The following is a 24,209-nucleotide window of genomic DNA, read 5'->3' as shown; positions in this document are numbered from 1 at the left end:
GTGATCCTCATCCATATTCATTTCCAGAATTTGAAAACCATTATCCTTTGAAATCCGAGTCAGCAACTCTTTTAATCTTGTTGAAACCTTTCCGTTCAAGACATCACGACGATACTTTACACACCATACAATATGATACTGTATTGAATAGACATAGCCTCTTCCTTTAACAACTTCCATATGTTTTCTCCTCATCAATATTATAACATATGTATATATTTTAAGCGCTATATTTATGATTTATTTTTAAATTATTTATCTAACATCTGCCAATCCAATTCATCTCATGACTAAAGTCACGAGTGTTCTTAGATTGCATTATAAAATGGACGTATTTCTGATAAATATTTCTCTCGAACTATCATATGCACATCCTCCTATTGAAATTATATTCAAAACTGTACATAAATATCAATGCTACTGAAAATAATGTCGATTATATACATAAATGTCAATGCTACTGAAAATAATGTCAAAAACGTGCAGAAATTTCAATAGGATTATTTATCTCTAAAAAGTGATTATTAATGATATAATGAATATGCAAGTATTTGTTCTCAAATAAGAATTATAAATTTGAATATTATACGAAAATGGAGGACAAATATGAAAACACCAAAAGAATATAGGGATAATCTTTTAAATCACATTATCACCAAACAAATGCTAGTGGATTGTTTGTATAGTGTGAATAAACGAGCCAAAAACTATCGGGACAAAGAAAGGGAACAAAGAGCGTATTCTAGATGTCATCGGTATGTAGATAATTCTGCATTTATTGAAGGAGCTAGAGAGAAGAAACTAGAGATGTATCGCATGAAAGATATGTTGTTGCAAATTTTGACACCCATTTGTATTCACAAAGAATTCATTGGTTACAAGATTGAAAGAATCTATAGCTACGAAACTGAGGAGTACAAAAAGTACAAGAAACAATTCTTTTACGAAGGGCAGTATATAGACGATGATTATTCCATTGTGTACTTTGGAGATGTTGAACTTAAGGATGAGCCGATATATCACTATTACTTGTTTTACGATTTGGATTGTGGACATACGTTTCATACACCTATTAAAAAAGAAGAATTAGACAAATATTCTTTACCCATTATTGAAATTAGTGAGTTAGAAACGACGGGACATAAAGTCAATGATTTGGTAAGTGTACAATTTGTACGAAAAGTGATTCGATTGATTGAAGATAATATGTATATATTACAGTAAAAGCGTTGGAAAATTCCTACGCTTTCTTTCTTATAATGCATATACTTTATCGGCTCTTTGGGTCACTTCTTTTGAATGTGTGACAATGATAATGCATTTTCCTTGTTCTTTTAAATCATCAAAAATATCCATAATTTCATCCCGCGTATCCGAATCTAAATTTCCAATTGGCTTATCTGCCAAGATAATTTTTGGATCATAACTTAAAGCTCTTGCGATGGCTACTCTTTGTTGCTGACCACCCGAAAGTTTTAAGATACGACGATGAATCTGGTCTTGATCTAAACCTACTTTTTCCAATAATTCAACAGCTCTTACTTCTTTATCATTTTGATGCACATTCGCAATATCCATAGATAGAGTAACATTTTCAAGTGCCGTTAACTTATTTAATAAGTACTGACTACTCCTTACCGCAAGCAGTAAGGTTTCTTAACTGACGATATTATGCAGCAATCGTACATTAAGTATTATACAAAAATTTTATAGTTCCTAATAAGGACTTGTGCTATAATATAAAATTGGAAAATATAACCGAGGTATAAGAAAGTGAAGAAAAAGACTATAGTTCCGTTGATTGTATTTCTTGTAGGAATATGTCTATTGAGCGTATTTACATATAATACAAATGTTCAAATTCAAAAAGATAGGCGTACGATCGCAAAATTAAATGCTGTGACATATGGTCAGCATATAGAAAATGATATTGAAAATGGAATTGAAATAACAGATACTTTAAAACAGTTGTTAATAAATGGAAATGGTCAAATCATAAATTTTTCCAAAATAGCCGAAAATTTAATGTCTTATTCTGTGCAAAGTGTGCAATTAGCACCAAATGGAGTGGTAACAGATATTTATCCTGAAGAAGGAAATGAAACAGGTAAAATTGATTTATTAAAGGATTCATATCGAGGTGAAATTTCAAATTACGCAAAAGATCATAATATAACTATTACCCAAGGTCCTATTGAATTGAAACAAGGAGGTTCTGGGCTTGTTGTTCGTAATCCTATTTATCTAAAAGATGAAAATGGACAAGAATATTTTTGGGGATTTACGATTGCGATTTTGCGTGTTCCTGAAGTTTTTGAGGATTCGACAAACGCTTTATCTAAATTTAAATATAATTATCGACTTTCAAGAGAAGCGTCTGTTTTAGATAAGAAACATGTAGTGGTTGATGCGAATTGTGATAAAATGATTCGCCCAGTCACTTATAATTTGACTGTTGGAAAAGAAAAATGGAAACTTGAAATCATGCCTGGAGCTGGATGGAGCAACTCTACAACTTTATATTTAATTTTCTTTGGAGGACTATCCTTAGTTCTTCTACTAACTGGACTTACAATAGTCTTATTCCTTTTGGATGAAAGAAGAGTTGAATTAAAAGAACTAGCTCATAAAGATGGACTGACTAAGCTTTATAATCGATATGGATTTGATGAAATGGCCGAAAAGATGATTTCAAAAAATCCAAAAGAACATTGTGTAGCCGTATTATTAGATGTAGATGATTTCAAATTAATAAACGACATGTATGGACATGCCTATGGGGATAAAGCTTTAATAAGCCTATCTGAAAATATGCAAAAATTTTTTTCATCTTCTGCATTGCTTGGTAGAAATGGTGGAGATGAATTCTGTATGCTTTTACCAAATTGTACGGCAAAAGAAGCAAAAGAATCATTGATTGAATTCACAAAAACACCAAAAACATTTATGTATAAAGGGCAAATATATTCTTTTAGTATCTCACTTGGATATGCCGAATATCCAAATAATGCGATTGAAAGATCTCAACTCATGCGTTGTGCCGATACATCTCTTTATGAAGTAAAACTTCATGGTAAAAATGGATGTATGGCCTATCAGGAAGGTTTTCAATCGGGTGTTCGTAAACAACTAGGATTTGTGTTAAATGATATTTCTGAAAACTTACCTGGAGCCTTTATGATCTATCGTGCGGATAAAGAGGATGATGAAATTTTTTATGCCAATAAAGAATTTTTAGATTTGGCTGGATATGAAAATCTAGATGCATTATTTAAAGGTACAAAGAAAAGTTTTAGAAACTTAATTTGTGAAGATCAACAAAAAACGGTAGAAGCTAGTATTTGGAATCAAATTGAAAGTGGAAGTAAGAATGACTATATTCATTATCAATTGAGAAGACAAGATGGAACCTATATTCCTGTACTTGATCAAGGAAGAATTGTGGAAAGCGAACGTTTTGGTCGAGTTTTCTATGTTTTATTTATGGATTGGCAAGCTATGCAATCGCATTATAGTGAAAAGTTTAACGCAAAAGATGTGTGATATTTGTTTTGTCACACATCTCTTTTCGTTTTATAATGAAACCATGGAAAATAAATATTTAGTTTGTCGAATACTGATTGGTTTTGTGTTGATCTCTGTTATCACGAATGTGGTATGTTTGTTTATTCGTAACAGCGTAATTCAACAAGAAAAATTAAAAGCGGAATATACAGTAAACTCAACAATCGATCGTGTTGAAATAAAGCTTGAGTCGTATATACAAAAAGTGGATTTTCTAAAGAAAACGATTGAATCGGGCATTGAATTAGATGATGCATATTTTCAATCTATCGCATCTAGACTGTATGGAGATGATCCGGCTGTTAAGACAATTGAACTTGCGCCAAACGGAATTATTCAAAATGTATATCCTTTCAAAGAAAATCAAAAAGCTATTGGCATGGATATGTTGGCAGAACATGAACGTAAAGAGGCTGCTACTTTGGCAAAAGATACAAAGACATATACATTGGAAGGTCCGTATGATTTAAAACAAGGTGGAAAAGGAGCTTTATTGTACGATCCAATCTATGTGAATGAAGAGTTCTGGGGATTTTCCATTTTAGTCATTGATTGGGATGCATTTTTAGATGAAATTCACTTAAGTGATTTGAAAAAAGCATCTTATGATTTTGTGATTTGGAAAAAAGATCGTAGTACAAAGGAAAAGATAGTAATAGCACAAAGCTCAAAAAATATAGATTCAAATACATTGTTAATTAAATGTAAGCTTCCCAACAATAAATGGAATTTTGAAATTGTGCCAAAACAAGGTTGGATCAATACATATGTAATAAGAAGCTTAGTTATTGCGAGTGTTTTAATTGATTTTCTAGTAACGGCAGCCATTGCTCAATTTGAAATTCGCCATCGAAAAGATTTAGAGTATGCAAGTCAAATTGAATGGCAGGCAAAAAAAGCACAAGAAGCAAGTGCTGCCAAATCTCGTTTCTTATTTAGTATGTCACACGACATTCGTACACCTATGAACGCAATCATGGGATATACGGAATTGATGGAAAAGAATATTGGAAATGCAGAAAAAGAAAAAGATTATCTATCCAAGATTCATTCTTCTAGTAAATTTCTTTTAGATTTGATTAATTCCATTTTAGAAATGGCTCGTATTGAAAGTGGAAAAGAAACATTGAATATAAAGGCATGTAATATATTTGATGTGTTAGATTCTTTGAATTCTGTCTTTGAAAAATTAGCTCATGAAAAAGGATTAGAGTATCAATGTACGACAAAAATTCAACATCCATATATTTATTGTGATCCAATTAAACTTGAAGAAATATTATTGAACATTATAGGTAATTCCATTAAATATACTGATGAAGGTATGGTTTTAATTCAAATAGAAGAAGGAGAATCTGGCCAGTTTCAATGCATGATTCAAGATACAGGTATTGGAATGAGCGAAGCATATTTGCCACATGCCTTTGAAGACTTTTCTAGAGAAAAATCAGGTACGCAAACGAGCGTAAAAGGTACAGGACTTGGTTTAGCAATTGTAAAATCTTTGGTTGAATTAATGAATGGTACAATTGAAATATCAAGTCAAGTCAATCAAGGGACAACAACTCGAATGAAATTTCATTTTGAAATTGCCAAAGAAAGTGAGTTAGAAAAAAATCAAGAAACGAATATTATAGACCTTAAAGGAAAACACATTTTACTTGCTGAAGACAATGATTTAAATGCAGAAATTGCGATGACACTTTTATCAGACTATGGATTGATTGTAGATCACGTAAATGATGGAATTGCTTGTGTTAAAAAAGTGAAAGAAAATAAGTATGATCTTATTTTGATGGATATTCAAATGCCAAATATGGATGGCTATCAAGCGACACAAAAAATTCGTGAACTTAGTGATATTCCAATCGTGGCGATGACGGCCAATGCCTTTGAAGAGGATAAACAAAAAGCGTTATCCATTGGAATGAACGGACATATCGCAAAGCCAATCGATATGGATAAAGTTATTTTAACCTTATCAAGAGTATTAACATTTAAGTGTCCCGTTTGTGGAAAATATACATTTCAATCCGGACCAGGAAGCTATGAAATCTGTCCAGTATGTGGATGGGAAGATGATAAAGCACAATATAAAGATCCAAATTTAAAAGGTGGAGCGAACCGCTTAAGTTTAAAGGAGTACAAAAAACAATATGAAAAAAATCATGAATAAATTGCTCTTATTTTTTTGTATATTCTCACTTGTGCTTCCAACAGGATGTGAAATTAAGGAACAAAAACAAGTAGTCGTAGACTATCAAGAATACCATTTTCGTAATGAAGATTTGTTAGAGTCTCACTATGAAAAACATGGTAAAGAAATGGGATTTTCATCATTAAAAGAATACGAAATGAGTGCCAGTGATGTTGTGAATGATCCAGATTCTTTACATAAAAGAGAAAAAGAAGATGGAGATGATGTATACTACAAAGAAAATACCAATGAATTTGTGGTTGTATCCACGGATGGGTATATTCGAACCTATTTTAATCCAGATTCTGGTAAGAAATATTTTGATAGGCAATGATGAAAAAAAGACCGAATGTCAGATTAAAATCTGAATATTCGGTCTTTCTTGTCATTAAGCTAAAACTTTTTCTGGTTGTTTATAAATATTTCTATTTAAAATACGAACCAAAACAGGAATGACAATCAATTGAAGGATGATACCTGGAAGACAAGTGATAAAGCTAGCTGTCATAAATACAGATAATGTATATCCTTGTGTACTAAGAATACATGTATTGACTAAACCATTCACAATTCTTCCTGCAAGCATCGCAATGATCAAACTCATATATAGTTTTGTCATTTCATTCTTCATTGAAATATATTGTGTACATAAACCAGCTACTAAACCATATACCGCAAGTTCAATCATCATTTGTGGCAACATCATTGCAGGTGGCATACCTGTTGTCACACTTGAAAGAAATGGTGTAATAATTCCACATGCTAAACCATATGGCCAGCCACAAAATAATCCACAAATTAATACAGGAATGTGCATTGGTAAAAATATGCTTCCAGCATTTGGAATCACATGAAATGCCATTGGAAGTAATACACCTAAAGCGATGCATAAAGCGCAAGATACTAGTTTTTTGGTGATACTATTCATCATTAAATACCTCTTCTTCTAAAAAACACTTGGTAAGGATGTATGGACAGATTAAGATTTAGCATTGCACATATTGTTTTAAATAATCGATATCTAGAATTAATATTTTTTGATTTACAATCTTAATGACGCCTTCCTTTTTTAGCTCACAAAGAATTCGACTCACACTGTTTCGAGTGGAAATTCCACAAAATCCTGCAATATCATCATTTGTGATTTGAAAATCAATAAGAATACCCGCCTCTACTTTTCGACCAAATAAATGGATTAATTGATATAAGAAGGAGCATATTGCACCTGTTTTTCCATTCATCATCATAAGTTGTTGGCGGAAAATAGCTTCCGTTAATTTTTCTCGATAATATGCGTTTACATAATCTTGTAATTTTTGATCTTGATTTACATAACTCCAAAATAACACTCGAGGAATTCTATAGAATGTGGCCACATCACTTTCAACACGAACATTAAATGGAGCCGATGTATATTGACTTACTTCATCTTTTAATAAAGAAATAATATCAGGTGTATTGATATAAGAAATGTTGAATTCACGACCATCATGCAGGATGATACTTGTCTTAATTACCCCTTCTTTTAACACATAGGTATCTTGTTGTTCAAGCCCATAATATGCTAAATAGGTGTGCCTTTTTTTCTGTATAATAGGCACATTTTTCTTTTTTAAAAAATTTAATAAGTATTCATTGTCCATATTCGCTCTCCTTTACCAGTTTTGGATTATAACAATACTCCAAATTTTTCGAAACAACAAATGTTAACATAAAATGAGGTTTCATAATTATTTAATTCGGATTATATTAATTCGGGTAAAAAAAGGAGAGATAAAAATGTTTGAAATGAATGTACCTTATGATAAAGGTCAAATGAAAATCAAATTAGAAGATAAGAACTTAGCTGGTGTCCTTGAAGGAAGACAAAGCGATTATAAAACTACACTTTCTGAAAATGAAATTGTAGAACAATCGTTAAACAATCCAATTGGATCCAAAAGTTTAGAAGAACTTGCCAAAGGCAAGAAAAATATTGTCATTATTAGCTCAGACCATACGCGTCCTGTACCTTCAAAAATTATTACACCTATTCTTTTAAGAAGAATTCGTAGTGTATCACCCGATGCACGTATTCGAATCTTAGTTGCGACAGGATTTCATAGAGAAAGTACTCATGAAGAGCTTGTAGCTAAATATGGTGAAGAAATTGTAAAAAATGAAGAAATCGTCATGCACGTATCAACAGATGATTCTTCAATGGTAAAAATCGGACAATTACCAAGTGGAGGAGACTGCATTATCAATAAAGTTGCAGCTGAAGCTGATTTATTGATTTCTGAAGGCTTTATTGAAGCACACTTCTTTGCAGGATTCTCTGGAGGAAGAAAATCAGTGTTGCCTGGTATTGCTTCTTATAAAACAATTATGGCAAATCATAGTGGTGAATTTATTAATGATAAAAAATCACGTCCAGGAAATTTGCAGCACAATTTAATTCATGAAGATATGGTTTATGCTGCAAGAACGGCTAAACTTGCCTTTATTGTCAATGTCGTATTGAATGGAAATCATGAGATTATTGGCTCTTTTGCCGGAGACATGGAAAAAGCTCATGAAAAAGGTTGTGATTTTGTTCGTTCTTTGGCAAGTGTAAATAAAGTCAATTGCGATATCGCAATCAGTACGAATGGTGGTTATCCTTTGGATCAAAATATTTATCAAGCCATTAAAGGTATGACAGCTGCTGAAGCTACATTAAATCCCGATGGTATTATCATCATGATTGCAGGATGTCGTGATGGACATGGAGGTATTGGATTCTACCACAATATTGCCGATGTAAAAGATCCAGAAGAATTTGAACAAAAAGCTATTCATACACCTCGTTTAGAAACGGTTCCAGATCAATGGACCTCTCAAATCTGTGCACGTATTCTAGCTCATCACAAAGTTATTTTGGTTTCCGATTTAGTAGATCCTCAACTTGTGAAAGATATGCATATGGATTTAGCTACAACTGTAGATGAAGCTTTAGAAAAAGCATTTGAAATAAAAGGAAAAGATGCCAAAGTTGCCGTCATTCCTGATGGCTTGGGTGTCGTTGTAAATATGTAAGGAAGGAAATTTGAATTTATGTTACACAATTTAATTGCGGAATTTTTATCAACAGGACTTATGATCTTATTTGGTGTGGGAGTACATTGTGATGAGGTTTTGACAAACACAAAATACCACGGAAGCGGACATATCTTTGCGATCACAACATGGGCATTTGGCATAAGTGTTTGTCTATACATTTTTGGTGGCGTATGCATGAATCCTGCCATGGTACTTGCACAATGTGTTTTAGGCATGCTTCCATGGACAAGCTTTATTCCATACGTTATTGCCGAATTTTTAGGCGCACTTGTAGGAGCTTTGATTTGTTATGTGATGTATAAAGATCATTTTACAGAAAGTGAAGGAAATGTAAATCCAATCGCCATTCGCAATATTTTCTCTACAAATCCAAACTGCAGAAATTTGCCAAGAAACTTCTTTGTCGAAACGATTGCCACTACAGTTTTCTTGAGTGCCATTTTAGCTGTTGCTACAAAATATGAAACACAATTACCAATTGGAGTAGGTCTTATTGTATGGGCTGTTGGTATGGGTCTTGGAGGAACAACTGGATTTGCGATGAATCAAGCTCGTGATTTAGGACCTCGTTTGGCCTTCCAATTATTACCTATTAAAAATAAAGCCAATAATGATTGGCAATATGGTCTATTAGTTCCAGGAATTGCTCCTTTTGTAGGTGCATTACTTGCTGCTTTGTTCTGCCATTTGTTTTTAGGTATTTAATATTAGAAAAGACAGATATTCAAAATTATACTGAATATCTGTTTTTTTTATATTTTCTTTTGTTTTTTTAAATCATAAAGGGCAATACCTAAACAGAAGATTTCAGAGACGGTACAACTGATCCAAATTCCATTTTCCTTAAATAATGTTGTACAAACAAATAGAGATAATAAGACAAAGAGAATACCACGAGAAATCGAAAGCACAAAGGCTTTTCTAGACTCTTCTAAAGCGACCATGTAGCCGCTAGTGATCACGACATGTCCCATAATTAAAAAGACAAAGCTAAATTGGCGTAGGGCCGTAATGGTATTAAAGTAGTTTTCTGTATTTACCGGAATAAAGGCAGTCGTAATATTTGGTGCAAATACTTCTACAATTAAGAATAATAAAACTCCAGCACAAGAGACTAAAACACGTGCATATTTATGGAAAGTTGAAACGGCTTTTTTATCGCTTCGACCATAGTAGTAGCTAACCAAAGGCTGCGTTCCTTGACTGGTTCCCACCATCACCATCAATACTAAGTTATAGATATACATTAAGACGGTAAAAGTAACGAGTCCATTAGTACCAAGGAGTTGATTGATCCGATAGTTAAATACTGTAATCATTATGCCTGGAGAAATTTCAGAAATACAATCGGGAAGTCCTAATGAAAGAATTCTAGAATATTCATGCCAAGGATAGTTTGCCTTCACAAAATGGAAATGTGATTTATGACTAAACGCAAAATGATAAAAGAAGAAGCAGAAAGTTACAAGTTGAGATAAACCTGTAGCTAATGCAGCACCACTAATTCCCATATTCAAGGGTCCCATAAATAATGGGTCAAGAACAAGGTTGGTTCCAGCTCCTAGACAAATACCTATAATGGATTTTTGTGGAAAGCCATCGGCCTTTAAGAGAACTTCAAAACAATAAGATACAATATAAAAGAAGGAGAAGCAGGATAATACTTTTATGTAGGTATCTGTATAGTTAAATACATCTTCATTGGCTCCTAAAAATTCTGTAATATGATGCGAATTTATAAAAGATAAAACCGCAATGCATAGAGCCACACAAGAAATTGTGATGGTATTCATTGTGAATACTTCATGCATTTTTCTTTTTTCATTCGCACCACGATAAATGGACATTACAGTACTTGATCCAATCGCAAATAATACCCCGATTGAGAAGATCGTCGTTACATAAGGACTAGCTACGTTTATGGAAGCTAATGCCGTGTCGCCTTGGTAGTGGGCAACAAATATACCATCTACTAAAGTATATAGATTAAAGATAACCATCGAACATATGGATGGTATGACAAACTTAAGATATTGTTTCAACATAAAATCACCAATTACAGTGTAAACCTTGGTATAATACTAAGGTCAAGGGTGATGGTATGAAAAAGTATTATAAAATTAATGAAATCGCTAAATTATACAATATTAAAACAGACTCTTTAAGATACTATGAAGAAGTAGGATTAATTTGTCCAATGCGCTCAAAATCCAATTATCGATTATATACACTGAATGATATCTATATTTTAAATATTATTCGAGATTGTTTAAAACTAGGGTATGATACATCACAAATTAAGGAATATTTAGACAATCGAAGCGTAAATAATACGATTGCGTTTTTAAAGGAAGAAGAAAAGCTGATTCAAAGACAGATTCGAGATTTACAATCTACATTGTCTTCCATTCAAACACGTATTGAAGATTTGGATCGTACCAAACAAATTGATTTTAATACATGCAAAATTGAAGCATATCCCAAAAGATATTGTCGGTATTTAAAAGAAAAAATTGATCAAGATGAAAAAATCGATTTTTTACTGACAAAACTTACAGAATCGATGGAAGAAGATATTTCAGTGCTAGGAAACATGGATTCAGGCAGTGTAGTCGAATATAAAAATGATGAATTCGTCTATACAAGTGTATTTATTTTAACTCAAGAAGAAAAACACGATTTCATTCTAGATGAAGGCATGTATTGTACATATACGTATTCAGGAGAGTATGATCGTACAAATCAAATCTTTTATAAAATGAAAGATTGGATTCAAGAACACAATTATAAAATCGAAGGACCATTCTTGGAATTTTTATTGATTGATATACATGAAACAAAAAAAGTGGAGGAATATATTACTTCCATCCACGTTAAGGTTAAACCAAGATGATAAATCCAGATTCAATAGGTTTATATTCTTCGACATCCATTGAATCATAGTATAGATCTCCATTTGAATCTAATACTAGAATTCGATGATTTTCACAAATCGTTGGTAAGACTTCTAAAGTGTTGTTGATTTTGTAGACTTGATTTTCTTTTTCAAACAATTGAAAATTATATGGTTCTATATCATCTTCACAAATATAGGTGTAGCTAGCACAATATAATTTACCATCTTCAAAGTAAGGTTCAATACGATCTCTAGAACCGTTACAAGGCGTATTTAAATAGCTTTTGGCATGTGTATCATCGATTACTTCAATTGGAAATTCAGATATGACTGGCTCGGATTTATTACCATGAACAATCAATGATAGTGTATCCTCTGTCCTATTAAATTCAACACTGCATAACATTTGGTTTGTGACAATATCATAATAAGTTGTATCACACACAATATATTTCTTATTTAATCTGGATTTCCAGACTGAGTTGAGTTCTTGTTTTTTGGCTTTTTGTGCAAACGCACCCGTACGATTTCTTGTTGTCTTTAAAAGATAATCTCCTTCAAAGAAGATTTGATTTCCTTTTTCATTGGTCCATTTGCCATTGGAATAATTTAATAAATCACTCATGATCCAGCCTTTTTCTGTTTTGTCTTGCACAACCATACTTGATTTTATGGTTGTGATTTTTTGTAAACCAAAGGCATGGGCATAAATTCCTGAATAATCTGGATATGTATTTGGTTCTAAATAGGTATTGAATAGGCGCATTAAAGTTGTCGGAACTTCTAATCCACAATCATGTGTTTCACTGAATGCGAGTACGGCATTGTATTTAGGAACAATGATCAGTCTTGAACTAAAGAACATACTGTTTCCACCTTTTGCCAGAACTCCATCACCAAAATCATAGTCTGGATCATGGTGTCTGACTAGATCCCAGCCTAAGCCAAAATCAATGGCGCCTAGATCCGATTCAAGAAATGTAGTGCCCCAGGATTTAGCCATTAAAGTTTTTGACTTTTCACTAATAATAGAATTAGGTTCTAGAAAGAGTTGACCAAATTTGCATAAATCAATCATAGAAGTAGTGATACCACCAGCTCCTTGAATTGGGAAGTATTCTTTTGGTTTCTTACCTTCAGAAACTAAAGGACAATCTGAATTGATTGTATATGTTGTGTTGGTACTTTTTGCGCCAATCTTTTCTGTAATATATTTCTTTAAAACATCTTCATAAGGCATATTACGAACTTTTGAAACAACCATTTCAGCGAGTGTAAAACCATCATTACAATAGGTACTATAAGTTCCTGGATCTGCCTTTAGAGTGCTATTTGAAAAATAGTTTAATACTTCGCTATAGTAGTCAAACTTAGAAGTTGTACTTACACTAAAATGTTTCCATTGTGTTCCAGGAAGTCCACTTGAATGATCTAAGCACATACGTACTGTAATATCTTTATATCTTTCATCTTTCATTGTGAATTCAGGAAGAATATCTGCAACTTTATCTTCGAGTTGAATCAATCCTTCATCCACTAACTGCATGATGCATACAGTGCAGTAAATTTTAGAAATGGAACATACATTAAATGTGCAATCTGTTGTGATTGGCTGATTGTTGATTTTGTCTATGACACCTATCGCATCGGCACATACAATTTTTCCATTTTGCATGAAGGCATAGCTACATGCTGTATAGTCTGGTTTTACCATAGCTTTTAATAATTGAGTAACTTGATTTTCTATATAATTTCTCCTTTTTTAAAAGAAAACGAGAAGATAATAAACCTTCTCGCTAGTCTGCAACGGCATCAATTAAAATGCTGTGATAGGCATTCACAATATCGTCTACCGTTTCTTCAATATTCGCATTGTTGACGGCTACATAAGCTGCGTATTTTTGGTACAATGGGTATCTTTCTTTATGCATTTGTTGAAGGGCTTGTTTAGAACTTGATAAAGGTCTATTTGGATCGGAACTAATTAACTTATCGATATCGCGATCAATGAAGATCGTGATTCCATTTAAACGTAAGAAGTCCATATTGACTTTATGTTTAATGGCACCACCACCAGTTGCAATGATTTTATTATTCATCTTACTCGCTTCAATCGCAACTTCTGTTTCAATCGCTCTAAATCCTGCTTCTCCAGATTCTTGGAAGATTTCTGGAATGCTTTTGCCGGCTTTGGCAATAATCATATCGTCTAAGTCGAAAAATTCTTTTCCAAGCTTTTCTTCAAGCATTTTACCAATTGTTGTTTTACCAGCACTTGGCATACCAATCAATACGATGTTACAACGATCTTTCAACATCTCCTTTTTGATTTCATCAATGATAGAGTCGTCAAAAGACATATTTTCAAAGATTTCAAATGTATATTTGGCTTGCGCAATCAACATCTCCAAACCAATCACACGCTTGATATCGGCTTCTTGAGCTTCAAAACATAAACGTGTAAGAATGGGATTGTATACAACGTCTAATACACATTCTAATTTATGGAACCAGCTTACATCAATTGGTGCATTCGCAATATTTGGAAACATTCCAACAGGACTTGTATTGACGACAATATCTGCATCTAAATGGGATGTATACATTTCATCATATCCAATGGCACCACGATCTGCACTTCTTGAAACAATCACAATGTCTTTGGCTTTTTCATGTTCACAAACGGCTTTAACTGCTGCACAAGCACCACCGTTACCAATAATCAAGACTTTTTTGCCTTCCATATGTACGTTGTGTGCTTTAACCATATATAAGAATCCACCAAAGTCTGTGTTGAATCCTTTTAATTTGCCATCTACATTGATGATTGTATTGACAGCACCAATGGCTTTAGCACTCCCATCCATTTCATCTAAGTAAGGAATGACATCTTTTTTATATGGAATAGTCACATTGATTCCTTTGAAATCTTTCTTTTCCATAAATTCTTTGAATTCTTCTTTATTTAATTCTACTAATTGGTAGTCATAATCTTTTACATTCTCAATCTCTGCAATTCTTGTCTGAATTTGTTTGGAGAAACTATGCCCCAAGTGTTCACCTATCAATCCGTATTTCATATCATTTCCTCTTTTCTAGAACAGCTCTTTAAATGTGAAAAAAAGCATTTCGAATTAGAAATGCTTTTGTGTAACGCCCTGAAACTTAAAAATAACCATCGTATACATATGGCTTTTTTCAGGGCTATTTAAAGTAGTAGTAATATTGTCTTGAATTGTTCATATGCATAGGATACACCATTTCATTGAAACTGGCAACCCTAAAATGAAAATAAATGTAAAAAGAGGAAAGCTGTTTCAAAAGAGTATAATAAGAGTGGTGATTATTATGAATATTGGATTTTGTATATGCACAATACTAGCTTTATTGTTTTTAATATTAAGCATTATATTTGCGCTATTAAAAGAAAAAGGTGCAAATTATGTTTCTGGCTTTAATACATTGAACCATCCAGAAAAGTATGACAAGGCATATATTTCTAGAGATATGCGTAATCAATGTTTCATCTATTTTGTGATTCTATGTATAGGATCTGTTCTATCTTATTATTTAAGTGCATATGTCGCAATTGTAGCTATTCTTGTTTGGTTAATATTATTATTTCGTAATTTTAATTTGGATGTCGAAAAGGCGTTTGAAAAGTACTTGATTCAATAAATGTATATGAGAAACTTTTCGAATACATTCATGGTTCAATATAAGTGTTGACAGAAAGAATGAAAGTTTATATATATTAACAGTTGTTGTATTTTATGTATTTGGAATGATGTTTATCAAGATGAACAAAAAATATACAAAACGCATTATGGGCTATGAAGAAATACGTCCATTCTGGTACTTCTTTGATTTAAAAGCCTATATGATCATGGCTTGCATGATGGGTGGAGGTGTTGGCTTTAGAGCTATGGGCATTTTTTCAGATATCTTTATTGTCTTCTTTTATTCAGGACTAGGCTGTGCACTTGCTTTAGCAGGCATTACTTTTTTAAGAAATCATATTCAATATGAAAACTTATTATTGGACTAAAAGAAGAAATTCACGTTTTTTCTTGATTTAATATAATATTTATGGCAAAAGCGTACTTCATAAACCTGAAATTGTTGACGTTTTTGCCTTTTATTATGCCTGAAATGATTTAACGCAAAAACTTCACTTTTAACGTTACCAAAGTTAAAAAGGAAATGATAGAGTTAAAAGGAGGCTTCGATAACATGAAGACAGATGTGTTTGGATTGATGTTATATTAAAGAAAAGAAAAAATCCATATTGTTTCAATGAGTTGACCTGGTATACTTATGTGCATGTTACTTTCTTAAGAAACTATATTCAATATGAAAACTTATTAGACAAAAGAAGAAATCAATTTATGATTTCTTCCTTTAATCTATATTTGAGTTTTGAATAATGAAGTTACAAAATGAATGTACAGCCGGAGGTGCATATCTATTTTTTACTGTAGCCATATAAATAATACGTTTCTTTTGTGGGTTCTTGATTTTTAACTTCTTTAAATGGAAATGATCAATCATGGGAATGTTTGGTACAACAGCTACACCATAGTTAATATCAACTAGACCAAGGATGGCACTGTCTTCTTCAACTTCAAACATGATGTTGGGTTCAATATTGTTGGAATGAAATAAATCATCAATCAAAGGTCTTAATCCACTTTGCTTACTATAATAAATAAAATATTCATTCTGTAGTTCCTGCAAATCAATTTCATTTTTTAATGCCAATGGATTTAATTTTGATACTACAACGACCAATTCTTCCGTTGTGATAGGAACAAAATTGATATTGTTTCGATTTTCTTGATAGGAACAAAGAACTAAATCATACTTTTCTTCTTCTAATCCATCAAGTAGTGCACTTGTGCTTCCTTGTTTTAAAGTGAATTTAATTTTACTATTATTTTTATCAAAATGGAAATGCTGAATCAAATGTGGAACATAACGATATCCAAGTGTATAAATAAATGCTAGGTTGATCCATCCTTGATTAGGGGAAGTGATGGCATCAATCTTTTTTTGACCCAGTTCGATTTCGCTTAATCCCTTTGTGACATATTCATAGAAGATTTTTCCATATCTTGTTAAACGAATGTTTCTTCCTTGTTTTTCAAATAAATAACAATTTAATTCATCTTCTAATTGCGAGATGGCATGCGATAGGGAAGGCTGGGTAATATTTAACATATTGGCGGCTTGCGTATAGTGTTCGGTTTCTGCAAGTACTTTAAAGTAATATAAATGGTTAAGATTCATGGTGTCCTCCTGCTTTGATTATAAAATAATCTATAGATAAAATCTATAAATAAATAGATAAAACATAATTGTTTCAATAGATTTAAATAATTATAATAGGGTTGTCTTGTGAATAAGTTAACATTTAGGAGGAAAAAATGGCAAAGTTTAATTCATTGTTTCAACCATTAGAAGTCAGAAGATGTACAATTCCAAACCGTATCGTTATGACTCCGATGGGAACAAACTTCGCAGAAAACACAGGAGAAATGAGTTTTTTGCACATTGATTATTATGAACAAAGAGCACAAGGTGGAGCTGGTCTTATCATCGTTGAAAACGCGTGTGTTGACTATCCAGCAGGATCAAATGGAACAACACAGTTGCGTTTGGATTTAGATAGCTACATTCCTAGAATGTTCAAATTAACTGAAACAATCCACAAACACGATACTAAAATTGCGGTTCAGTTAAATCATGCTGGTGCAAGTGCTGTAGCTGAAAGAATCAACATGCAGCCTGTATCTGCAAGTAATTTACCAAATAAAAAAGGTGGAGCTACACCTCGTCCATTAACTGTAGAAGAAATCAATTCGATCGTTGAAAGTTATGCAAAAGCAGCTAAGCGTGCTCAGATTGCTGGATTTGATGCAGTTGAAATCCACTGTGGACACTCTTATTTAATTAGTCAGTTCTTATCACCATTAACGAATAATAGAACAGATGAATTTGGCGGTAGCTATGAAAATCGTGCGCGTTTTGCGACAATGATTTTAAAAGCTGTACGTGAAGCGGTTGGACCTTTCTTTCCAATCTTGATTCGTATTAGTGCAGATGAGTTCTTACCAGGTGGAAACACATTGGAAGATACATTAAAATTGTTAGAATATTTCCAAGAAGAAGCCGATATTATTGATGTATCTTGTGGACTTGTAGATTCTATTCAATACCAAATTGATGCCAATTATTTAAAAGATGGTTGGAGAACTTACTTAGCGACTGCAGTTAAAGAAAAATTTAATAAGCCAGTTATTACAGTAGGTAATATTCGTGATCCAAAAGTCGCAAATGAAATTATCGAATCAAATCAAGCAGACTTCATTGGTTTAGGACGTCAATTTGTAGCGGACCCTCAATGGCCATTAAAAGTGAAAGAAGGACGTTTAGACGAAATTCGTAAATGTATTTCTTGTAACATTGGATGTAGTGGTCACCGTATTGGCTTAAACCGTCCAATTCGTTGTACAATCAATCCGAGTGTAAATGAGGGTGAAGCTTATAAGAACCAAAAAGTAAAGAAACCATGCAACGTTGTTGTGATTGGTGGAGGTACTGCAGGCCTTGAAGCAGCATGTACTGCTGCTGAAGTTGGATGCATGACATTCTTGATTGAAAAAGAAGATCATTTAGGGGGATTGAGTGTTGAAATTTCTAAAATTCCTGAAAAGAAACGTTTAAGAGATTTCCCAGACTATTTGATTCGTCGTGCTAGTAAATTGAAAAACTTAATCACATTCACAAATACAGAAGCTACAATTCCATTTGTAGAAGCTTTAAAACCAGATGTAATTGTCAATGCAACAGGATCAACTCCTTTATTACCTCCAATTATTGGATTGCGTGAAAACATTGATCGTCCACAAAGCAGCGTTAAAGGAATCTTAGGTATGATCAACAATATTGATAACTATCCAATGGATATGGAGGGGAAAAAAGTTGTTGTTGTTGGTGGTGGAGCTGTAGGTCTTGATGTAGTTGAATTCTTCTCAAATCGTAAGGCTGAAGTTTCTATCGTAGAAATGCTTCCAGTTGTTGGTAAAGATTTAGATATCGTTACTAAAGTAGGTACATATGCATTGTTAGAAAAGAATCATGTAAATATCTTAACATCAACTGCTTTACAGGAAGTTCATCCGGATCACTTTATTGTAAAACGCAATGATCAAAACGAACAATTAGACTTTGATTATGGATTCGTTTGTTTAGGAATGCGTAGCTATTCACCATTGATGAAAGATTTAACAGATGCATTTGAAGATAAAGATGTAGAAATCGTTAATATTGGTGATAGTGTTCGTGCTCGTCGTATTATTGATGGTACGGCTGAAGGACGTAATATTTTAAACACATTAAAAACAAAGGGATACTTAGAATAAAATCACTTTAGGAGGAAAAGAACATGAGTGAAAGAATTACAGGACACACAGAATTAATTGGGTTGATCGCATACCCTATTCGCCATTCATCATCACCAAAGATGCACAATGAAGCATTCGCTAAATTAGGTTTAGACTATGCTTACCTTGCATTTGAAGTAGATAATGACACTTTGGAAGATACAGTAAAAGGATTTAGAGCTATGAAGGTTCGTGGATGGAACGTATCTATGCCTAACAAGACTGTGATCGGAAAATACTTAGACAAATTGACTCCAGCAGCTGAAATGTGTGGAGCTGTAAATACAGTTGTAAATGACAATGGTGTATTAACAGGAACAATCACAGATGGTGTTGGATACATGAAAGGTTTAAAAGATGCAGGAATCGACGCAATCGGTAAGAAAATGACAATTGCCGGAGCTGGTGGAGCTGCTACAGCTATTGAAATCCAAGCTGCATTAGATGGTGTTGCCGAACTTTCAATCTTCAACCGTAAAGATAAATTCTGGACAAATGCTGAAGAAACTGTTGAAAAAATCAACAAAAACACAAATTGTAAAGCTAAATTGTTTGATTTAGATGATAAAGAAGCATTGCGTAAAGAAATCGAAGATAGCTATATCTTAACAAATGCGACTGGTATGGGTATGAAACCTTTAGAAGGACAAACTTGGTTGCCAGACACTTCATTCTTACGTGAAGACTTAATTGTAACAGATACAGTGTATGCCCCAGCAAAAACTAAATTGTTGGAAATGGCAGAAAGTGTTGGATGTAAAACATTAAATGGTTTCCCAATGATGCTTTACCAAGGTGCTGCAGCATTTGAATTGTGGACTGGAAAAGAAATGCCTGTAGATCACATTAAAAAAGTAATGGGATTTGATTTTTAATTAAGATATTATTATAGAGGAAAGAGAACATGAAAGATAAAAAGTATTTACCTTCTGTCCTTATTATGTACTTGAACTACTTTATTCATGGAGTTGGATGTTCAGTACTTGGACAAGCTGTGATTAAAGAATCACTTGCGACTAGTTGGGGATGTGACCCAATGTCAATCACAAAAATTTCAGCTGCATTAGGACTTGGACGTTTAGTCGCCCTTCCTTTTGCGGGTCCATTATCTGATAAATTAGGACGTAAAATTTCTATGTTTATTGGTGGATTGAGTTATGCCGTATATATGATTGGTTTAGTCTTCGCATTTAATGCAGGAGTAAACGGAGGACATACAATTGCCTATGTATGTGCCATTGTTGGTGGTATCGCAAACTCATTCTTGGATACAGGAATCTATCCTGCCGTTGCGGAAGCAATTAGTGATGCACCTGGTGTTGCGACAATGGGAATCAAATTCTTCATTTCAGTTAGCCAGATGTTCTTGCCATTCTTCTTAGGCGTTGCCGTAAGTACAACAGCTACAGGAGCAACTAGTTACAACCACTTATTCTGGGTATGTGGAATTGCCTATGTAGTACTTGCAGCATTGATTCTATTCTGTCCAATGCCAGATACAGATTCAGCAAATGGAGAAAAGAAACAAGGCTTAATTGCCAGCATGAAAGAAACACACTTCTCAATTGAATCTATCGCAATGATTTTAATTGGATTTACATGTACAGGAACATTCCAATTATGGTTAAACTGTGCTCAAAACTTTGCGAAAGACGTTGCTGGATGGGCAGATCCTAGTGCTATGCAAACATACTATTCAATGGGAACTTTGATTGCCTTAATCGTAACTTCATTCTTAACTCGTAAAATTAAAGATGTTCGTTTTATCTTGGCTTATCCAGCTATTTGTTTGGCAATGTTAATTGTTGTATTGGTGGCTCCAAGTCAAACAATGTGTACAATCGGTGCATTCGTAATTGGATGGGCTGGTGCTGGTGGATTACTACAGATTGCTACATCCGTATGTAATATGATCTTCCCTAAAATTAAAGGTACAGTGACTGCATTGGTTATGATTGCTTCAAGTTTATGTAACTACACAATCTTAACAGCTGCAGGTAACATGACACCAAGTGGCGTTATGACTATGAATATTGTGTTAACTGCTGTTGGTGTATTACTTGGATTGTACGTGAACTTACGTTACAAAAATTTAGTTGCGCAAGATTAATTATGAATAAAATGCGGTACAAAAGTACCGTATTTTTGCTAAAATAATGAAAAAAAGGAAGTGATAAATTGAAAGTTATAAAATTGCTCGATGACAAGTTAGAAGAAATTCTACTTATTATATTGCTTGTGGCAATGGCATGCATTATGGGAGTTCAGGTTTTCTGTCGCTATATACTGAATTTTTCACTGAGCTGGTCAGAAGAACTAACGAGATATATGTTTATCTGGTCTTGCTTTATCAGTATTAGTTACTGCATTAAAAGATGGATTTCCATTAAGGTTGATCAAGTCATCAATATGTTTCCTAAAAAAGCTTATGTATTTGCACAATTATTCTTAAATATATTGTTGTTTGTACTCTTCTTTTATTTGAGTATTCATGGATATAAATTTTTGATGCAATCAATTGCCTCAAAACAGACAAGCCCTGCTTTACAACTTCCAATGCCATACGTCCAATGTGCGCCTTTTGTTGGTTTTGTGTTGGCTACAATACGTTCTTTCCAACAAATTATATATGAAATCGACAATGTAAAACGTATGTTGAATCATGAAAAAATCATTGATCAAGATCCAAGGGAGGGAAGATAATGTTAGCCATCGTTGTATTTATATTATTTATTGGGCTTCTATTATTGTCCGTTCCTATATCGTCTACCCTTAGTATCGTTTCTTTGGCTCCGTCCCTATTTGATCCAAATTTTACCATTTCACCAGAATACATTATTCGTGCTATGTTTGGAGGAATCGATTCCTTTCCATTGCTTGCCGTACCTATGTTTGTGCTTTCTGGTATTTTAATGGCAAAAGGTGGCGTTAGTAAAAAATTATTTGATGTGTTTTCTTTCTTTATTGGAAAAAGAACAGCCGGAATGCCATGTGCGGTGATTATTACGTGTTTATTCTATGGTGCAATTTCAGGAAGTGCCCCTGCAACGGTTGCAGCGGTAGGAAGTATGACCATTCCTTTACTTGTAAAATTAGGTTATGACAAGACGTTTGTCACAGCTATTGTTGCGGTTGCCGGTGGTCTAGGCGTAATCATTCCTCCAAGTATTCCATTTATCTTATATGGTATGGCAAGTGGTACAAGTGTAGGAAAGATGTTTATGGCTGGTATTGTTCCAGGCTTATTGATTGCTGCACTATTGATGATTTATGCATTTTACTATTGTAAAAAACATGGTGAAGATAAAGATAAGATCAATGAAGAAGTAAATGCGCTTCATAATAAAGGTTTTAAAAAAGTTTTCTTTGAAAGCTTTTGGGCTCTTTTAACACCCGTAATCATTTTGGGATGTATCTATTCAGGTGTGGCAAGTCCTACAGAAGCGGCTGTGATTTCGGTTTTCTACGCTTTATTTATTTCGATGTTTATCTATAAATCTTTACGTGTAAAAGACTTATATGACGTATTTGTAGAATCCATCAAAACATTTGCACCAATCTTATTTATTCTTGCCTCGGCCGTTGCCTTTTCAAGAATTATTACACTACTTCAAATTCCAGATATAGCAGCAAACTTTATTTTGAATACGATTCATGGAAAAGTAGCTGTATTGATTGTGATCAATATCTTATTGTTGATTGTAGGTATGGTAATGGATACAAGTCCAGCTATCTTGATTTTAACACCGATTCTACTTCCAATTGCTCAAAGTGTTGGTGTAGATGCGGTACACTTTGGAATTATTATGGTTGTGAACTTAGCTATTGGTTTTGTGACACCACCAATTGGAATCAACTTATTTGTAGCCAGTTCTTTAGTGAATATTCCAGTCATGAATATTGCGAAAAAAGCGTTGCCATTAATTGGTTTCTTCTTTATCGCTTTATTGTTGATTACATTTATTCCACAAATTTCTTTGGCATTAGTGGCATAGGAGGTACGTATGAAAAAAATAGTTTCCGTTTTAATTTCGATGATAACTGCCTTTTCATTAACGGCCTGTGTAGCTAAAGAAGAAGATCCAGCAAAGGCTAGTCAATCTTTTCCTTGGATCATCGCCAATGATTCACCGCCTGATACAGTAACAGGTATTTTCACAAATAAGTTTGTTGAAGAAGTAGAGCGATTATCGAATGGGCAAATTCAAATCAAAGCTTATCATAATGGTACTGTTGGTGGGGATAGAGAACTGGTTGAAAGTTGTATGAATGGTGATATCCCATTTGTGGTTCAAAATACGGCTCCCCAAGCTAACTTTATCCCAAAACTAGCCATCTTTGACTTGCCTATGGCTTATACAAATATTGAAGATTTAAGAAGTACTTTAGATGATGAAGAATTTATGAATTTAATCAATCAAGTATATTTGGAACATAGTGTAAGATTGCTTGCGATGAGTGATCAAAATTTCCGTGTCATGACGACAAATAAAAAGATTGAATCTTTAGATGATTTTAAAGGCCAAAAGATTCGTACAATGGAAAATAAATATCATTTAGCTTTCTGGCAATCCATTGGAGCCAATCCTACGCCAATGGCATTTAGTGAGGTATACATTGGCTTGCAGCAAGGAACGATTGATGCGCAAGAAAATCCTTATGAAGTCATTGTATCTGGGAAAATCTATGAGCAACAGGATTATGTTGTGAAGACCAATCATTTACTACATTTGCTTTCGATGATTGTAAATGAAGATTTTTATAATCGTTTATCAACTAAAGATAAAAAAATCGTGAATCAGGCAGCACAAAATGCACGTGATTATTCGCGTGAACAATGTGATAAACGTGTGTCGGATCGCTTAAGTATTATTAAAGAGAGTGGTACACAAAAGATTGATTTATCACAAGAAGTATTAAATGAAATGAGAAACCGTTTAAGTTCGGTTTATGAAGAAATCAGACAACAAGTTGGTGACGAATTGTTTGATGCGTATACAAAAAATATGAATAAAGGAGAATAAAA

At 33.4% G+C, this 24,209-nt stretch carries 23 protein-coding genes; 15 read left to right on the top strand and 8 right to left on the bottom strand.

Annotated elements, in window-relative coordinates; translation table 11 throughout:
- Positions 1-180 (bottom strand): IS200/IS605 family transposase (tnpA, locus tag EUBIFOR_RS12645; RefSeq protein WP_040466084.1); only part of this gene is annotated, 180 nt, incomplete at its 3' end.
- Between the two features lie 426 nt (positions 181-606).
- Here tnpA and EUBIFOR_RS02415 point away from each other — a divergent pair.
- On the top strand, positions 607-1,224 hold the full coding sequence (locus tag EUBIFOR_RS02415) for a hypothetical protein (RefSeq protein ID WP_003864311.1): 618 nt from the start codon (positions 607-609) through the stop codon (positions 1,222-1,224).
- Between the two features lie 30 nt (positions 1,225-1,254).
- Here the strand turns inward: EUBIFOR_RS02415 and EUBIFOR_RS02410 are convergent, their stop codons facing one another.
- Positions 1,255-1,647: an ABC transporter ATP-binding protein gene (locus EUBIFOR_RS02410; RefSeq protein WP_261795737.1), complete on the bottom strand. Its 393-nt coding sequence runs from the start codon at positions 1,645-1,647 to the stop codon at positions 1,255-1,257.
- A 126-nt stretch (positions 1,648-1,773) separates the two neighbouring features.
- Between EUBIFOR_RS02410 and EUBIFOR_RS02405 the strand changes: the two genes are divergently transcribed.
- The 3 genes from EUBIFOR_RS02405 to EUBIFOR_RS12050 are packed head-to-tail and all read left to right on the top strand — an operon-like array spanning position 1,774 to position 6,095.
- Positions 1,774-3,543, top strand: a complete 1,770-nt coding sequence (locus EUBIFOR_RS02405; protein WP_003864309.1) for a diguanylate cyclase domain-containing protein — start codon at positions 1,774-1,776, stop codon at positions 3,541-3,543.
- A gap of 43 nt (positions 3,544-3,586) precedes the next feature.
- The gene (locus tag EUBIFOR_RS02400; RefSeq protein WP_003864308.1) at positions 3,587-5,740 is read left to right on the top strand and encodes a response regulator; all 2,154 of its coding nucleotides are present in this window, start codon (positions 3,587-3,589) and stop codon (positions 5,738-5,740) included.
- Complete coding sequence (locus EUBIFOR_RS12050) at positions 5,721-6,095, top strand: hypothetical protein (RefSeq protein ID WP_003864307.1); 375 nt, start codon at positions 5,721-5,723, stop codon at positions 6,093-6,095. Before EUBIFOR_RS02400 ends, EUBIFOR_RS12050 begins: the two co-directional genes overlap by 20 nt.
- A gap of 54 nt (positions 6,096-6,149) precedes the next feature.
- Here EUBIFOR_RS12050 and EUBIFOR_RS02390 read toward each other — a convergent pair whose 3' ends face one another.
- Both EUBIFOR_RS02390 and EUBIFOR_RS02385 read right to left on the bottom strand, forming a co-directional pair.
- Positions 6,150-6,689 carry an ECF transporter S component gene (locus EUBIFOR_RS02390; protein WP_147587354.1) on the bottom strand — a complete coding sequence of 180 codons (540 nt, stop codon included), beginning with the start codon at positions 6,687-6,689 and terminating at the stop codon, positions 6,150-6,152.
- Positions 6,690-6,747: 58 nt separating this feature from the next.
- Positions 6,748-7,404: a Crp/Fnr family transcriptional regulator gene (locus EUBIFOR_RS02385; RefSeq protein WP_003864305.1), complete on the bottom strand. Its 657-nt coding sequence runs from the start codon at positions 7,402-7,404 to the stop codon at positions 6,748-6,750.
- 136 nt (positions 7,405-7,540) lie between these two features.
- Between EUBIFOR_RS02385 and larA the strand changes: the two genes are divergently transcribed.
- Together larA and larD are read left to right on the top strand one after the other, a co-directional pair.
- Positions 7,541-8,818, top strand: coding sequence for a nickel-dependent lactate racemase (gene larA / locus EUBIFOR_RS02380; RefSeq protein ID WP_040466083.1), 1,278 nt, complete (start codon positions 7,541-7,543; stop codon positions 8,816-8,818).
- 18 nt (positions 8,819-8,836) lie between these two features.
- The gene (larD, locus tag EUBIFOR_RS02375) at positions 8,837-9,547 is read left to right on the top strand and encodes a D/L-lactic acid transporter LarD (protein ID WP_003864303.1); all 711 of its coding nucleotides are present in this window, start codon (positions 8,837-8,839) and stop codon (positions 9,545-9,547) included.
- Between the two features lie 47 nt (positions 9,548-9,594).
- On the opposite strand, the gene EUBIFOR_RS02370 is transcribed toward larD, so the two are convergent.
- The gene (locus EUBIFOR_RS02370) at positions 9,595-10,887 is read right to left on the bottom strand and encodes an MATE family efflux transporter (RefSeq protein WP_040466082.1); all 1,293 of its coding nucleotides are present in this window, start codon (positions 10,885-10,887) and stop codon (positions 9,595-9,597) included.
- Positions 10,888-10,943: 56 nt separating this feature from the next.
- Here EUBIFOR_RS02370 and EUBIFOR_RS02365 point away from each other — a divergent pair, with 56 nt between their 5' ends.
- Positions 10,944-11,735 (top strand): MerR family transcriptional regulator, encoded by a 792-nt coding sequence (locus EUBIFOR_RS02365; protein ID WP_003864301.1) that lies wholly within the window; start codon positions 10,944-10,946, stop codon positions 11,733-11,735.
- Here EUBIFOR_RS02365 and EUBIFOR_RS02360 read toward each other — a convergent pair.
- Positions 11,722-13,452, bottom strand: coding sequence for a serine hydrolase domain-containing protein (locus tag EUBIFOR_RS02360; RefSeq protein ID WP_040466081.1), 1,731 nt, complete (start codon positions 13,450-13,452; stop codon positions 11,722-11,724). The two genes, EUBIFOR_RS02365 and EUBIFOR_RS02360, sit on opposite strands and share 14 nt — an antisense overlap.
- An 82-nt stretch (positions 13,453-13,534) precedes the next feature.
- Positions 13,535-14,818 carry a shikimate kinase gene (locus EUBIFOR_RS02355; RefSeq protein WP_003864299.1) on the bottom strand — a complete coding sequence of 428 codons (1,284 nt, stop codon included), beginning with the start codon at positions 14,816-14,818 and terminating at the stop codon, positions 13,535-13,537.
- Between the two features lie 268 nt (positions 14,819-15,086).
- Between EUBIFOR_RS02355 and EUBIFOR_RS02350 the strand changes: the two genes are divergently transcribed.
- Positions 15,087-15,416, top strand: coding sequence for a DUF3784 domain-containing protein (locus tag EUBIFOR_RS02350; protein ID WP_040466080.1), 330 nt, complete (start codon positions 15,087-15,089; stop codon positions 15,414-15,416).
- 121 nt (positions 15,417-15,537) lie between these two features.
- Entirely contained in the window at positions 15,538-15,786 is a 249-nt protein-coding gene (locus tag EUBIFOR_RS02345; protein WP_040466079.1) for a hypothetical protein, read from the top strand.
- A 353-nt stretch (positions 15,787-16,139) separates the two neighbouring features.
- Here EUBIFOR_RS02345 and EUBIFOR_RS02340 read toward each other — a convergent pair whose 3' ends face one another.
- On the bottom strand, positions 16,140-17,027 hold the full coding sequence (locus tag EUBIFOR_RS02340; RefSeq protein WP_003864296.1) for a LysR family transcriptional regulator: 888 nt from the start codon (positions 17,025-17,027) through the stop codon (positions 16,140-16,142).
- A 137-nt stretch (positions 17,028-17,164) separates the two neighbouring features.
- Here EUBIFOR_RS02340 and EUBIFOR_RS02335 point away from each other — a divergent pair, with 137 nt between their 5' ends.
- From EUBIFOR_RS02335 to EUBIFOR_RS02310, 6 genes are all read left to right on the top strand, one after another.
- A complete protein-coding gene (locus EUBIFOR_RS02335) occupies positions 17,165-19,162 on the top strand; it encodes an oxidoreductase (protein ID WP_003864295.1) in 1,998 nt (665 codons plus the stop codon).
- A gap of 23 nt (positions 19,163-19,185) precedes the next feature.
- Positions 19,186-20,058: a shikimate dehydrogenase gene (locus EUBIFOR_RS02330; RefSeq protein WP_003864294.1), complete on the top strand. Its 873-nt coding sequence runs from the start codon at positions 19,186-19,188 to the stop codon at positions 20,056-20,058.
- A 29-nt stretch (positions 20,059-20,087) separates the two neighbouring features.
- Positions 20,088-21,293, top strand: coding sequence for an MFS transporter (locus EUBIFOR_RS02325; protein ID WP_003864293.1), 1,206 nt, complete (start codon positions 20,088-20,090; stop codon positions 21,291-21,293).
- 68 nt (positions 21,294-21,361) lie between these two features.
- Positions 21,362-21,886, top strand: coding sequence for a TRAP transporter small permease (locus EUBIFOR_RS02320; RefSeq protein ID WP_003864292.1), 525 nt, complete (start codon positions 21,362-21,364; stop codon positions 21,884-21,886).
- On the top strand, positions 21,886-23,178 hold the full coding sequence (locus tag EUBIFOR_RS02315) for a TRAP transporter large permease (RefSeq protein WP_003864291.1): 1,293 nt from the start codon (positions 21,886-21,888) through the stop codon (positions 23,176-23,178). The genes EUBIFOR_RS02320 and EUBIFOR_RS02315 overlap by 1 nt, the downstream gene beginning before the upstream one ends.
- Positions 23,179-23,187: 9 nt before the next feature.
- A complete protein-coding gene (locus EUBIFOR_RS02310; protein ID WP_003864290.1) occupies positions 23,188-24,207 on the top strand; it encodes a TRAP transporter substrate-binding protein in 1,020 nt (339 codons plus the stop codon).
- The last annotated feature ends 2 nt before the right edge of the window (positions 24,208-24,209 follow it).

This window comes from Holdemanella biformis DSM 3989 (assembly GCF_000156655.1).
Classification (GTDB): domain Bacteria; phylum Bacillota_I; class Bacilli_A; order Erysipelotrichales; family Erysipelotrichaceae; genus Holdemanella; species Holdemanella biformis.
This window is presented reverse-complemented; position numbering and strand designations above follow the sequence as displayed.